General features: G+C 67.2%; 13 protein-coding genes. 3 read left to right on the top strand and 10 right to left on the bottom strand.

What is annotated here, in order from left to right; translation table 11 throughout:
* Positions 1–37 precede the first annotated feature (37 nt).
* Positions 38–448, top strand: coding sequence for a VOC family protein (locus ACWFRF_RS24825; protein ID WP_452452461.1), 411 nt, complete (start codon positions 38–40; stop codon positions 446–448).
* Between the two features lie 44 nt (positions 449–492).
* Here the strand turns inward: ACWFRF_RS24825 and ACWFRF_RS24820 are convergent, their stop codons facing one another.
* The 3 genes from ACWFRF_RS24820 to ACWFRF_RS24810 all read right to left on the bottom strand — a co-directional run bounded on the left by ACWFRF_RS24820 (position 493) and on the right by ACWFRF_RS24810 (position 4,035).
* Positions 493–1,290 (bottom strand): HAD family hydrolase, encoded by a 798-nt coding sequence (locus tag ACWFRF_RS24820; RefSeq protein ID WP_452452459.1) that lies wholly within the window; start codon positions 1,288–1,290, stop codon positions 493–495.
* Between the two features lie 184 nt (positions 1,291–1,474).
* On the bottom strand, positions 1,475–1,621 hold the full coding sequence (locus ACWFRF_RS24815; protein ID WP_452452458.1) for a hypothetical protein: 147 nt from the start codon (positions 1,619–1,621) through the stop codon (positions 1,475–1,477).
* A 155-nt stretch (positions 1,622–1,776) separates the two neighbouring features.
* Positions 1,777–4,035 (bottom strand): Hsp70 family protein, encoded by a 2,259-nt coding sequence (locus tag ACWFRF_RS24810; RefSeq protein ID WP_452452456.1) that lies wholly within the window; start codon positions 4,033–4,035, stop codon positions 1,777–1,779.
* 524 nt (positions 4,036–4,559) lie between these two features.
* Between ACWFRF_RS24810 and ACWFRF_RS24805 the strand changes: the two genes are divergently transcribed.
* Positions 4,560–5,321: a glucose 1-dehydrogenase gene (locus ACWFRF_RS24805; protein WP_452452455.1), complete on the top strand. Its 762-nt coding sequence runs from the start codon at positions 4,560–4,562 to the stop codon at positions 5,319–5,321.
* Positions 5,322–5,378: 57 nt separating this feature from the next.
* Here the strand turns inward: ACWFRF_RS24805 and ACWFRF_RS24800 are convergent, their stop codons facing one another.
* The 7 genes from ACWFRF_RS24800 to ACWFRF_RS24770 form a co-directional block, all read right to left on the bottom strand.
* Positions 5,379–6,965, bottom strand: coding sequence for an FAD-dependent oxidoreductase (locus ACWFRF_RS24800; protein WP_452452453.1), 1,587 nt, complete (start codon positions 6,963–6,965; stop codon positions 5,379–5,381).
* A 12-nt stretch (positions 6,966–6,977) separates the two neighbouring features.
* Positions 6,978–7,991, bottom strand: a complete 1,014-nt coding sequence (locus tag ACWFRF_RS24795) for an AurF N-oxygenase family protein (RefSeq protein WP_378993818.1) — start codon at positions 7,989–7,991, stop codon at positions 6,978–6,980.
* A gap of 360 nt (positions 7,992–8,351) precedes the next feature.
* A complete protein-coding gene (locus tag ACWFRF_RS24790; RefSeq protein ID WP_378993816.1) occupies positions 8,352–9,347 on the bottom strand; it encodes a sulfate/molybdate ABC transporter ATP-binding protein in 996 nt (331 codons plus the stop codon).
* On the bottom strand, positions 9,344–10,150 hold the full coding sequence (cysW, locus tag ACWFRF_RS24785) for a sulfate ABC transporter permease subunit CysW (RefSeq protein WP_378993813.1): 807 nt from the start codon (positions 10,148–10,150) through the stop codon (positions 9,344–9,346). Before cysW ends, ACWFRF_RS24790 begins: the two co-directional genes overlap by 4 nt.
* Positions 10,147–10,998: a sulfate ABC transporter permease subunit CysT gene (cysT, locus tag ACWFRF_RS24780; RefSeq protein ID WP_378637744.1), complete on the bottom strand. Its 852-nt coding sequence runs from the start codon at positions 10,996–10,998 to the stop codon at positions 10,147–10,149. Before cysT ends, cysW begins: the two co-directional genes overlap by 4 nt.
* Positions 10,999–11,090: 92 nt before the next feature.
* Positions 11,091–12,143 carry a sulfate ABC transporter substrate-binding protein gene (locus ACWFRF_RS24775; protein WP_378993812.1) on the bottom strand — a complete coding sequence of 351 codons (1,053 nt, stop codon included), beginning with the start codon at positions 12,141–12,143 and terminating at the stop codon, positions 11,091–11,093.
* Positions 12,144–12,353: 210 nt separating this feature from the next.
* Positions 12,354–12,443 carry an Ms4533A family Cys-rich leader peptide gene (locus ACWFRF_RS24770; protein WP_019045829.1) on the bottom strand — a complete coding sequence of 30 codons (90 nt, stop codon included), beginning with the start codon at positions 12,441–12,443 and terminating at the stop codon, positions 12,354–12,356.
* Between the two features lie 74 nt (positions 12,444–12,517).
* Between ACWFRF_RS24770 and ACWFRF_RS24765 the strand changes: the two genes are divergently transcribed.
* Complete coding sequence (locus tag ACWFRF_RS24765; RefSeq protein ID WP_378993810.1) at positions 12,518–13,567, top strand: M48 family metallopeptidase; 1,050 nt, start codon at positions 12,518–12,520, stop codon at positions 13,565–13,567.
* The last annotated feature ends 40 nt before the right edge of the window (positions 13,568–13,607 follow it).

The following is a 13,607-nucleotide window of genomic DNA, read 5'->3' as shown; positions in this document are numbered from 1 at the left end:
CGTTGTCACACCGAAGCGACAACCGAATGGAGCAGACATGCTGCGCGGAATGGCCACCACCACCTACTACGCCGACGACCTCACCGCCGCCAAGGACTGGTACAGCGAATTCCTCGGCATCGCGCCGTATTACGAGGTACCCGGCGGGTACTACGAGTTTCGGCTCGGGCCGTTGCAAGCCGAGCTGGGCATCATCAACCGCGCGTATGCCCCGGCAGGCGCACGCAATGCACCGGGTGGGGGCGGAGTCGTGTTCTGGCAGGTCGACGACCTCGCGGCCACCTTCGCCCGGTTGCTCGAGCTCGGCGCCACCGAGTACGAGCCGATCACCGAACGCGGCGAAGGAGCCGGGTTCGCGACCGCGGCGGTGCTGGATCCGTTCGGCAATGTGCTCGGGATCATGGCGAACCCCCACTATGTGGCGATGACCGCGTCGGTGCCGACCTAGGTCCCGCGTTCAGGCTGTGGCACCGGTGGCGACAACCGCGGTGCTCAGGCGAACCAGCGCTCGAGGACGGTGGCCACTCCGTCCTCGCTGACGTCTCCGGTCACCTCGTCGGCGAGGGCGAGCACCGCGTCGGGCGAGCCTGCCATCGCTACCGAATGTGCCGCCCAGCGCAACATCTCGCGGTCGTTGAAGCCGTCGCCGATGGCCAGGGTCGCATCGGCCTCTACGCCGAGGAGGAGCCGAAGTCGTTCCAGTGCCCAGCCTTTGGACACGCCGCGCCGGGAGACCGTGAGCCATGGACCGTACTCGCCGTGCACCCAGGAGGCATCGGGCACATCGAATTCTTGTAGGAGGCGCAGCATTTCGTCGGGGCTGCCGTCGGGCCACCAGCCGTTGAGGCGCGGGGTCGGCACACTGCTCAGTGTGCGGTGGTCGACCAATCGGAAGTCGCCGATCGAGAACTCCCCCGGCCCGTGCCCCGTCGCCCAGGTACCCACGCCCACCTGTTCCGCGGCGAAGATCATCGCTGGGAACAGTGCGCGCAGCGCGAGTACGGCAGGTCCCGGATCGAACGACTGGACCGCGACCGGCTCGCCACGCGCCACATCGATGTGCACAGCACCGTTGGAACACAACGCATGCCCCTCGGCGAGCCCGAGCTCGCTCAGCACCGGACGTGTGGTGAGCACCGTTCGCCCGGTGGTCACCACCACATGCGCGCCGGCCGATACCGCCGCTCGCACCACCGCCCCCACCCGCGCGCTGATATCGACCCCCGTCGCCAGCAGGGTCCCATCCACATCGAGCGCAATCAGCTTCGGCGCTCCCCCAGCTAAACCCACCGCCCTATTGTGCCCGCACCCACCGACAACCCACCCCGGTTTCACTACCAGCGCTCCAACGACCGGCCGCGCGAACGCATCGCCGTGGCTGCGGACCGCGAGATCGACTCTCGTGGTACACCGTCCACGTCGCAGCCAACCCCGCGACATGGACGTGATACCGAGGCCTGGCTACGCAGGCGCGTCAGCCGGTCAGCAGCGAAAGCCGGAGCCGTCGGAGGAAGAGCTCGTCGGCGATGGCGCGCTCGTGCACTGCGTGTTCGAGGACACTCAGCACTCCCGGGCGTTCTCCAGCGACGATGACGTCGAACTCTTCACGTGCGGAGTGCATTCGTCGGATGTCGCCTACAACGAAGCCCTAGAGTTCCCGTTCTCGCGCCCGACCTCGTTCGCCGATCGGATGTTCATCCCACCGGCGAGGCAAGGCCGACCTGTCAGTAGCAAGAACATTGATGCCGCGGCGGCCGCAACGGGCGTGACCAATGGTCAGCGGCGTGAGCCGCCACCGCCACCGCCGCCACCGCCGCCACCGGTGGAGCCACCTGCCGATGCGCCACCTTTGGAGCCTCCCGAGGAAGCGCCGCCGGAGGACGCGCCCCCTGATGACGCACCACCTGATGACGCACCACCGGAGGACACACCGCTGTCGGATCCGCCGCCGGAGGACGCACCACCTGACACGCCACCGCCTGACGCACCACCACTGGACGCACCACCGCCTGACGCGCCGCCACCGGACGCACCACCACCTGACGCGCCGCCACCGGACGCACCACCACCGGACGCACCACCGTCGGATCCACCACCACTGGACGCACCACCACCGGACGCACCACCACCGGACGCACCACCGCCTGACGCGCCGCCGCCTGAGGCACCGCCACCGGACGCACCACCGTCGGATCCACCGACAGATGCACCACCACCGCCGGTGCTGCCGCCGTTCGATGCACCGCCATCAGACGTCCCGCCGCCGGTCGAGCCGCCGGAAGTTCCTGTGCCGCTCGATGTTCCGCCACCGGTCGAGCCGCCTGTGGTGTCCCCGTCGGTCGTACCGCCGGTCGGCGTTCCGCCCGAGGTGGCGCCACCGGTCCCGCCGGTCGAGGTGCCGGGGCTGGAAGGTGTTGTGCCGGTGCTGGTTCCACCGGTCGGGGTCGATCCCCCGACATCGATCGTCACGCCGCCCGTACTCGGCGTGGATGTGCCACCGGTCGGTGTGGACGTGCCGTCCGTCGGTGCCGTACCCGGCGACGGCGCGGTACCTACGGCGGGAACAGTGCCGGGCGAGGTCGGAGTGCCCGGCACCGCAGGAGTGCCAGGGCTCGAGACCGGGCCGCTGTGGGGAAGTTCGGGGGTGCCGGGGTTGGTCGGCGTGTTCTGGGGCTGGGCAGCCTGTTGGCCGAACGGTAAGGGGTTGATGAAGCGGGCCGGGTCGCCGTAGGTGGTACGGGCGAGGACCGGCGACTTGCAGTCGTTGCTGGCGTCCGGGCGGCCGGGGGCGCCGCGGTCGGCGCTGCCGCCGGGGCGTGATGTGCCGCCGGGCGCGGTCGCAGGGGCGATGAAGTTCTCGTAGGCGCTGCGGGCCGCGGCTATGCCCGCCACCCGGATGCGGCCGTTGAGCGGGTCGACATCGCTGACCAGACCTGCGGTTCGGGCGGCGAGGAGGTCGGCACTCATGTCGTAGAGCAACGCGTCGGCGGGAGGGCCCAGCACCGGGAACCGGTCGAGAACCGGCATCAGGCCGGGGTCGAAGGGGCTGCCGAACACGGTCATCGCCGACATGGCGAGCGCGGAAACGACTGCCGCGCTAGAGAACACCGCGACGTGCGGCACCGGGCCACCGGTTTGCTGCTCCGGCGCGAAGGTTCGAGCCGCCAAACCCGCCGCGCCCGAAGCGATCACCTGGCCGGGGTCGGCGACGGTGACGAGCGGGACGCCGAGTTCGGCGAGGGTGCGGGCAACTTCGGGCGGACGCGAGGCACCGCCGACAACGAGAATGCGCGACAGGTCCGCGAGCCGCAGCCCCGCCGCGGACACGCTCTTGCTGACCAGCGGGAAGGTGTCGCGGATGTGCTCGGCGCGCAGCGCGTCGATGTTCACCATGGAGGTAAGGGTCTGGGTCGCGCGGCCCGGACCCGGGTCGCCCGCGTAGCGAGCGACCATCTCGCCGAGCGGCTTGCCACCGAAATCGGTGGACCGCGTGGGAGTCCCGACCATCGGGTGGTGCGGCCAGTCGGGACCGACACGCAGGACGGTGAGGTCGAGGCTGGTGGCGCCCAGGTCGTAGACGAGCACGAAGCCCGGCTCCAGTGGGCCGCGATCGACCTCGAGCCATTCCGCGGCGGCGACCGGTTCCGGCACCAACAGGACCTCACCGGCGCCCGCAAGATGCAGCGCCTGGCCGAGTAACGAGACCTGTTTGTCGGTATAGACCGCCGGATAGGTCAACACGATCCCGGCGGGCGGTTCGGCCAGCTCGATCAGACCGGTGACCACCGCGGCGATCAGGTTGGTCGCCGAGTAGAACCGTCCACCCATCACCATCGGCTCGGGCTCGCGCGTGAGATCCGCGAAATCCGTGATCGCCGAGGCGAATTCGTTGATCGCGCCGATACGGGGCCTGCCCGCGTCGTCGAATGTCAGTGCGGTGCGTCGTGTTCGCACCGCCGGTTTGGCCGGATCGTCGGCGACTACCGCCGAAATCGCATTGACCGCACCGATACTCAAGCCCAGACCTCTGGTCATGTTTTTGCTATCCCGTCAACGCACCGTGACCACGTCCAGCACGCGAGCGCACCATGTGGCCGCGGTCGTCTTCCAAACAGCTCGCCTAGATTAACTGGCACGTCCGCGAATTGCTGCCGGATTGATACGGAAACCGCAACCATGCGCCACCACAAGGCGATTCATGCAGGTGAGATCGTTGAAGCCAACATATCCACCCCCCTGAACACCCTCCCCGCGATTCACAGACTCCGAGAAGCAGCTACCTGCGAGTAATCGGACAGAGCGCCCATTGAATACATTCTTCAAGTTTGTTATCCCGCACATTCAGCACACTTACCGACCGGTAACCAATTCATTTACTACCAACGCGATTTCACTGGCGGCGAATTACATTCCCCCATTTCGAAGTCGGCCCACTTTCAGTGACACGTCAATGCAGCGACCGAATCCCGCCAGCACGACCCTGCGCGCGCCGGTTGACTGAAAGGACGGAGAGACACCGACCCGATGTTCGAAAATCCAAGGGAAAGAAGGCACTACGCATGTCCACTCGATTCGCCGACCAGGTCGTACTCATCACCGGCGCCGGCTCCGGCATCGGCAAGGCGGTCGCACTGCGAGTCGCCTCCGAGGGAGCCGCCGTGGTTCTCGGCTCCCGCGGCAAGGACCAGGGCGAGCAGGTCGCCGAGCAGATCAGGGCGACGGGCGGCCGCGCGCTGTTCGTCGCGACCGATGTCACCGTCGATGCCGAGGTCGAACGACTCACCCAGGCCGCGCTCACCGAGTACGGCCGCCTCGACGCGGCGTTCAACAACGCGGGCGCGGTGAACGCCTTCGGGCCGATCGCCGAGATCGATACCACGTCCTGGCGCGCCGACCTGGATCTGAACCTCGACGGCGTCTTCTACGGTCTGCGCCACCAGGTTCCGGCCATCACCGCCTCCGGCGGCGGCGCGATCCTGAACAACGCCTCCAACCTCGGAGTGGTCGGCATGGCGCACGTGGCGCCGTATGTGGCCGCCAAGCACGCCGTCGTCGGACTCACCCGGTCGGTGGCGCTCGAGACCGCGGCGACGGGTGTGCGGGTCAACGCACTGATCTCCGGCGCGGTCGACACCCCGGCGTTCCGCGCCTCGATGGGCGCGACTCCCGAGGCAGAGGCGGCCATCGCGGCGCTGCACCCGATGGGCCGGATCTCCCAGCCCGACGAGGTCGCCGCGGTGTGCGCCTTCCTGCTCAGCCGCGAGGCATCGTTCGTCACCGGTGCGGCCATCGCTGCGGACGGTGGCTTCACCGCGCAGTAGGCGCACACGAAAGGCCCGCAACGTCTCCCAGTGACGTTGCGGGCCTTCGCTTTTCGATCAGCTGCGAGCGAACAGCCGCTTCACCGAACGTTCCCGCTGCACCGCGGCGCCGCGGGCGACCGCCTGCGGGCGACGGGCGCGAACGAGTCGGTCGAACTCGGCCGCCTCACGGGTGGGCTCGCGCAACTTGCCGCCGTTGAAATCGTCGGCGAGCTGCTGCACGGTCTCCTGCGCGCACGACTTGTTGGTTCCGATGAAACCAGTCGGGCCGCGCTTGATCCAGCCGGTCACATACGTGCCGGGGAAGACCTCGCCAGCGGGTGCGGTGAGCACCCGGCCCGCGTCGTTCGGGATCACCGCGCGAGCGTCGTCGAACGGCAGATCCACAGTCGGCACCCCTCGGTAGCCGACCGAGGTGAGCACGACACCGGCCTCGAGCAGTGTCGTATCACCGGTCGGCGTGGCGGCCACGCGACCTTCTGCATCGGCGACGAGCTCGTTGCGCTCCACCCGTACCCCGGTCACCGTGTCGGTGCCGACGATCTCCACCGGCGAGGACAGGTAGCGGAACACGATGCGCTTGCGCTCACCGAACGGGCGATTCGCGACGCTGTGCAGCAGGCGCAGCTTCTGCTCGACCTTGTAGGGCAGATCCGGCGTGATCGCGGGCAGCTCGCCGTCGATCGCGATGTCGATATCGGCGGCCAGCAGGCCGACGAACTCGGGCACCGTGAACGCCGACTCGGCCGGACCACGACGGCCCAGGATCACGACCTCTTCGATCTTGCTCTCGCGCAATGCCTTCAGCGCGTACGGCGCGATATCGGTGTCGGCGAGCAGCGCCGGATTCACGGTCAGGATGCGGGCGACGTCGAGCGCGACGTTGCCGTTGCCGACGATCACGACCCGTTTCTGGTTCAGGTCGAACCGGTCCTCGGCGTGGTCGGGATGGCCGTTGTACCAGGCGACGAAGTCGGTGGCCGACACATTGCCCGCCAAGCCTTCGCCAGGAATGTCCAGCTTGCGATCCGAGGACGCGCCCACGGCGTAGATCACGCCGTGGAAGTGCTCGAGCAGCTCGGCATGACTGATGTGCTTGCCGATCTCGACATCGAGGTAGGTACCGAAGTCGTCCTGCTTCGACATGATGTCGAACAGGTCGGCGACCTTACGGGTGTGCTTGTGATCGGGCGCGACGCCCAGGCGCGCCAGCCCGTAGGCCTGCGGCAGGCGGTCGAACATCGTGACCGCGACACCGGGCTGGGTGAGCAGCTCGTCGGCGGCGTACATCGCCGAGGGACCCGATCCCACGATGGCGACGCGCAGCGGGGAGCGCTGCGTGTCGATCGCGGGCGGCATCACCGGCGCGGCCAACGTCGGCCGATCCCGCTGCACGCGGTAGAAGTCGGCGTTGATCTCGATGAACGGCTTCTGCTCGTCAGTCAGCTTCTTCGACGAGGTGATGGCATCGACGGGGCATGCGGTGGCACAGGCACCACAGTCCACGCAGGCCGCCGGATCGACGTAGAGCATCTCTGCGGTACGGAAATCCGGCTCATCCGGGGTGGGATGAATACAGTTGACCGGGCATGCGTAGACGCACGAGGCGTCACTACAGCATGACTGGGTAACGACATATGGCATATTGCTATCGTCTCAGGCGGCGTGCTTAGCGGAGCGCTTGGGCTCCGAGCGGTACCGGCTGGACGGGCCGTCGATGCCGAACATCTTCCACACCTTGCGGGCGACCGGGTTCATCAGACCGATCTCCTCGGCGAGCGCGCGCACGTCGATGAAGTAATCGGCGAAGACCTGCTTGGCCTCCTTGGAGCCGTAGAACAGCTCCTTGCGCACGTCGGCGGGCATGTCGAACTGTTTGAAGAAGGTCTTCGGCGGAGTCGCGATGGCCCGGCCGAGGATGAACATGATGGTCGGCATGGCCAGCGACAGCACGAACTTGTTGAACGAGCGCTGCGCGGGCACGTTCTTCTTCAGGAACTCGTGCGCGAAGGAGATGTGGCGAGCTTCCTCGGCCACGTGGATCGCCATCACGCCGCGCATGATCGGGTGAATGTCGTCACCCGAGCGCAGGATGTCCTTCTGGATGTGGTCGATCGGCTCTTCGCCGGCGAGTACGGCCATGAAGAACAGGTTCGGCATCAGCGCGCCGACCGGGGAGACCAGGTGGCGCAGCTGACGCACGAGCGGGTTCATGCCCGGCACGTCGGCGACGCGGTTCACCATCTCCTGGAACATCAGGGTGTGGTTGTGCTCTTCGATCATCTCGTGCGAGCAGTACCGGAATTCCGGGTCGTTGTTCTTCAGGTTGAAGATGTGCTGCATCATGCCGACGATCAGGATCGCCTCGAACTGCAGGCCGACCTTGGCCACGTTGGCCTGACGGACCTTGCCGATCTCGATCTTGGTGTCCAGGGGCAGCGCCTGGTACCAGGGGTGGCGACCGATGGGGTCGGCCGAGGTGACCAGGACCCAGCGCTCGGGCTTGCAGTTCGGATCGAAGTCGGGGGCGTCCCAGTCGATGTCCTCGAACGGGTCGAAGTGGCGATCGACCGATGCCTCGGACAGCATCAGCAACTTCTCGGCGTACGCCTGAGCCTCCGCGACTACAGGATCGACGTCAGGGGTGGTGGGCGCAGACATCGTCGTCACTGCCTCTCCTCTAGGGACGTTTACTGTTTCCAATGGTTACACCTACACCGAGTCACGTCAACTCCATGCCATGCCGAATTTCTCGTGTTCGGCGTGGCGAAAGCCCTGTTGAGGAAGCTACTCACCAGTAAAAATGCCTCTACCTGTGACACTGCGTCATGCACAGTCTTCGAGGGTCTGCGGTGAGACACGAAAAAAAGTTGTCCGGCGAGCGCGTCGTACCGGCTGACGAACCGCCGGTACCGGTTAACCTGCGCCGATCCCCATCAGTCGGACCGCGCACGGACCGCCGGCGAACCCTTCGACAACGCACCAGGGCCCCGCGACAGGTGTCGCGGGGCCCCGGTCGTTGCTGGAGGATCAGGCCAGGGGAAGGTCCGGGATCCGGGTGGCACGGGCGTACACCGTCTCGCCCTCGGTCAGGTGCAGCGCCGCGGCATCACCGCGGGTGACCTGGGCGGCGAACTGGTCACCGGTCGCGGCATTGCGCAGTTCCAGGCGCACCTCGAAACCGAGGCGCACGATCCGCTCCACCGTGGCCCTGGTGACGCCCGCCGATTCGGCGGTGCCCTCGTGTTCGGCCATCGCCATGCTCGGATCGCGCCCGACGCGGATGTCGTGCGGGCGGACCAGGTGGCCGTTGAGCCGGGCGACCGCGCCGAGGAACGACATCACGAACTCGTTGGCGGGCCGGTCGTAGACCTCCTCGGGCGAACCGACCTGCTCGATGCGGCCCTTGTTCATCACCGCGATTCGGTCGGCCACATCGAGGGCCTCCTCCTGGTCGTGGGTGACCAGGACGGTGGTCACGTGGACCTCGTCGTGCAGCCTGCGCAGCCACTGCCGCAGATCGGTGCGCACCTTCGCGTCGAGCGCGCCGAACGGCTCGTCCAGGAGCAGCACCTGCGGGTCGACGGCCAGTGCGCGGGCCAGTGCCATGCGCTGACGCTGACCGCCGGAGAGCTGCGCGGGATAGCGGTGCTGGAAACCGTCGAGTCCGACGATGCCGAGCAGCTCGTCGACGCGCTTGTCGATCTCCTTCTTCGGCCGCTTGCGGATGGTCAGGCCGAAGGCGACGTTGTCGCGCACGGTCATGTGCTTGAACGCGGCGTAGTGCTGGAACACGAAGCCGATATCGCGCTTCTGCGGCGCCACGTGGGTGACGTCGTTGCCCGCGATCACCACCACGCCCGAGTCGAGGGACTCGAGGCCGGCGATCGAGCGCAGCAGCGTCGACTTGCCCGAGCCCGACGGGCCGAGCAGGGCGGTGAGCTGGCCTGCGGGAATATCGATGCTGACATCGTCGAGGGCGGCGAAGGAACCGTAGTTCTTGCGCGCGTTGGTCACGGTGATCATTCGGTGCCCCGCTTGCGTTCGAGGAGAGTCATCAGGAGAAGGACGATCAGCGCCATACCCATGAGCAGGGTGGCCGCGCTGTAGGCGCCGAAGGTGTTGTGGTCGTTGATATAACGGCCGTGCACCAGCAGGGTGAGCGTCTGGGACTTGCCGGGAAGCGCCGTGGAGACCATGATCACCGCGCCGAACTCGCCCAGCGCGCGGGCCACGGTGAGCACGACGCCGTAGGTCAGGCCCCAGCGGATGGCGGGCAGGGTGATGCGCCAGAACGTCTGCCAGCGCGAGGCGCCGAGGGTGGCCGCGGCCTGCTCCTGATCGTCACCGATCTCGTGCAGCACCGGCTCCACCTCACGCACCACGAACGGCAGCGTGACGAAGATGGTCGCGATCACCATGCCGGGCAGGCTGAAGATCACCTTGAATCCGAGTGATTCCAGCCCGCCGAACCAGCCGCCCGCGCCCCACAGCAGGATCAGTGACACACCGACGACCACCGGCGACACCGCGAACGGCAGGTCGACGATGCCCTGCATCAGACTGCGGCCCGGGAACTTGCTCCGGACCAGCGCCAGCGCCGTGACCACACCGAACACCACGTTCAGCGGCACCACGATGACCACGATGATCATCGACAGCTGGAACGCCGAGATGGCCGCGGGCGTGGTGATCGACTCGATGAACGCGCCGATCCCCCGCTCGAACGTGCGCAGCAAAATGATCACCAACGGCAGCACCAGCAGGATCAGCAGGTAGCCCAGCGCGACCGTGCGCAGCGAGATCCTGGTGAACGCGGACAGTTTCATCGGGCCGCCTCTTCTTTGCGCGAGGTGCGTTCGGCCAGGATCCGCAGCACGAGCAGGCTGACGAACGAGATCACCAGCAGCGCCACCGACACCGCGGCCGCGTTGACCGGCCGGTCGACCTCGATCTGCTGCTGGATGTACTGCGAGGTCATCTGCGTCTCGCGCGGGATATTGCCGCCGATCAGCACCACCGACCCGTACTCACCGATCGCCCTGGCGAAGGCGAGGCCGCCGCCGGAGATGATCGCCGGCGCCAGGGTGGGTAGCACGATGCGCCGGAAGGTGATCCAGTTGCTCGCGCCCAGCGACAGCGACGCCTGCTCCACTTCCTTGTCGACCTCGATCAGCACCGGCTGCACCGAGCGCACCACGAACGGCAGCGTGACGAAGGCCAGCGCCACCACCAGACCGGGCTGGGTGGCGTTGAGGTGGATGTCGACCGGGCTGTTCGGGCCGTAGAGCGAGAGCAACACGATCGAGGCGACGATCGTGGGCAGCGCGAACGGAAGGTCGATCAGCGCGTTGACGATGCCCTTGCCCGGGAACTCGTCACGAACCAGCACCCAGGCGATCAGCGTGCCCATCACGACATTGATCACGGCGACGATCACCGAGACGCCGATCGTCACCTTCAGCGAGTCGAGCGCCGAGGGCGCGGTGACCGCGTCCCAGAAGCCGGACCAGCCGTCTTCGAAGGAGCTGACGGTGAGCGCCGCCAGCGGCAGCAGCACGATGAGGCTGAGCCACAGCACGGCGACACCGATGCCGAACGGGCCCACCGACCCGGTGACGCGCAGCCAGGCCCAGCGAGGTCCGCGCGAGGTCGGCGGCTTTTTGTCCAGTTTCACGGCGCCGCCGGGATCGGAGGTATCCCCGGTCCCGGCGGGCCCACTGCTGTCAGTCACAGTTGTCCAGTATCGCGTGTGAGCCGGGTCACGGCCTACTTGGTGGCCTTGTCGTAGATGACGGCGACCTTGCCGGTGCCCTGCGCGAACAGATCCTTGTCGACGGCCTTCCAGCCACCGAGGTCATCGATGGTCCACAGCTTGGCCGGGGTCGGGAAGTCCTTGGCGAACTCGGCCGCGACCTTCGGGTCGACCGGACGGAAGCCGGCCTTCGCCCACGCCTTCTGGCCCTCGGCGGTGAACAGGAAGTCGCGGAACGCGGTGGCCTTGGCCAGGTTCTTCGAGTTCTTCAGCACCGCGACCGGGTTCTCGATCTTGAAGGTGGTGGGCGGGTTGATGTGCTCGATCGGGTCGCCGTTGCGCTCGGAGAAGATGGCCTCGTTCTCGTAGCTCAACAGCACGTCGCCGGTGCCCTGCAGGAAGGTCTCGGTGGCTTCACGGCCCGACTTGGGCTGCACCTTCACGTGCTCGGGCGAGACCAGCTGCGACAGGTAGTCCAGACCGGCCTGCTGGTTCTTGCCGCCGTCGCTCTTGGCGGCGTAGGGCGCGAGCAGGTTCCACTTGGCCGAGCCCGAGCTGAACGGGTTCGGGGTGACGACCTCGACACCCGGCTTCAGCAGGTCGTCCCAGTCCTTGATGCCCTTGGGGTTGCCCTTGCGCACCACCAGGGTGACGACCGAACCGAAGGGGATGCCCTTGGTGGCGTCGGCGTTCCAGGTGGACTCGACCAGACCGGCGTCGACCAGGCGGGTGATGTCGGGTTCGACTGAGAAGTTCACGACGTCGGCCTCTGCGCCGTCCTTGACCTTGCGCGACTGGTCGCCCGAGGCGCCGTACGAGGCCTGGACCTGCACACCCTTACCCGCGTCGGTCTTGTTGAACTCGGGCACGACCTTGTCGAAGCCCGGCTTCGGGACCGCGTAGGCGTAGAGATTGAGGGTGCCCCCGCTGCCGTCGGCCACGGTAGCGCCGCCGTCGGTCGAGTCGCTGGCGCCACCGCCGCAGGCGGTCAGGGCGACCGCGGCGACAGCAGTGAGAGCGATGGCGGCGGCGCGGCGGCGCGAGCCGATCCAGGTGTTGCGAGACATCGGGGTGTACCTTTCGGGAAAGGACCTGCGGCGCAACGATTTTCGTGGCGGCAGGGAAGATCGTGTCGATCGGTAGACCTGTCGTACGTGGATATACGACAGTTGGCGCGACTCGGGCCCAACGGCCCCCGGAGTGACGGACTACGACTGCGAAAGGAAAGCGCGCGCCAGTCTACTGGGCAAGAACGCGCAGCCGGGTCCGGTGGCCGATCATCGACAGAGAATGTCTGCGACCGCGAGGTTGCCGACAGCGATCAACGCCAACTCATGGCGGATCTGCGGGGCGACACTCGACGACACAGGCAGACTGTAGCAGATTGCGCCATGATGATCGCAATCGACGAGAGTTCTCTAACCAGGGGGGATTTCATCCTATGACCATGGCTCCAGACCGGGTTCGCACGAGTTTTCCGGAGATCAGCACGCGCACTTGGGAACACCCGGCCGACCGCACCGCGCTCGTGGCGCTGCGCTCGCTGAGCGGCTTCGACACGGTGCTGCGGGCACTGTCGGGATTGTTGCGGGAGCGCCAGCACCGGTTGATGTACCTGGCGACCGCCGTGCGGGTCGACGATCGGCAGTTCCGCACTCTGCACCAGTTGCGCGCGGACTGCGTCGGCGTGCTCGACGCGCAATCCACACCGGAGATGTTCGTGCTCCAGGACCCCTCGGTGAACGCGTTCACCATCGGGATGGACAAGCCGTTCATCGTGCTCACCACCGGCCTGCTCGAACTGATGGACACCGAGGAACTGCGGTTCGTGGTCGGCCACGAACTCGGCCACGCACTGTCCGGGCACGCGGTGTATCGCACCATGCTCATGCACCTGATGCGGCTGTCGGCCTCGGTCGGCTGGATGCCGGTGGGCGGCTGGGCGTTGCGCGCGATCGTGGCAGCGCTGATGGAGTGGAGCCGCAAGTCGGAGCTGTCCGGCGACCGGGCGGGGCTGCTGTGCTGCCAGGACGTAGAGGCTTCGGTGCGCGTGCACATGAAGACCGCGGGCGGCGCCTGGCTGCACGAGATGAACCACGGCGCGTTCCTCGACCAGGCCGATGACTACCTGCGCTCGGGCGACCTGCGCGACGGCGTGCTCAAGCTGCTCAACCTGGAACTGCAGTCGCATCCGTTCTCGGTGCTGCGCGCGGCCGAGCTGCGCCGCTGGATCCAGTCCGGCGAGTACGAGCGGGTGCTCGGCGGCAGCTATCCGCGTCGCGAGCAGGACAAGAACGCGCGGATCAGCGAGGAGGTCAAGGAGGCGACCCGGCACTACCGCGAGTCGTTCGACCAGTCCGAGGACCTGCTGGTCCGCACAGTGCGCGACCTCGGCCGCGACGTGGGCTCTGCGGTGAACACGGTGGGTCAGGAAGTCGGCCGCACGGTATCCGACCTGGGCAAACGTTTCGACGACTGGCGCAAGAACTAGCCGCAGTGTCGGCGCGGGCTGGTGCTCGCGCCGACTAGCG

It is taken from the genome of Nocardia sp. NPDC055165, assembly GCF_053606985.1.
Note: the sequence above shows the minus strand (reverse complement) of the source record. Positions and strands in the feature narration are given on the sequence as shown.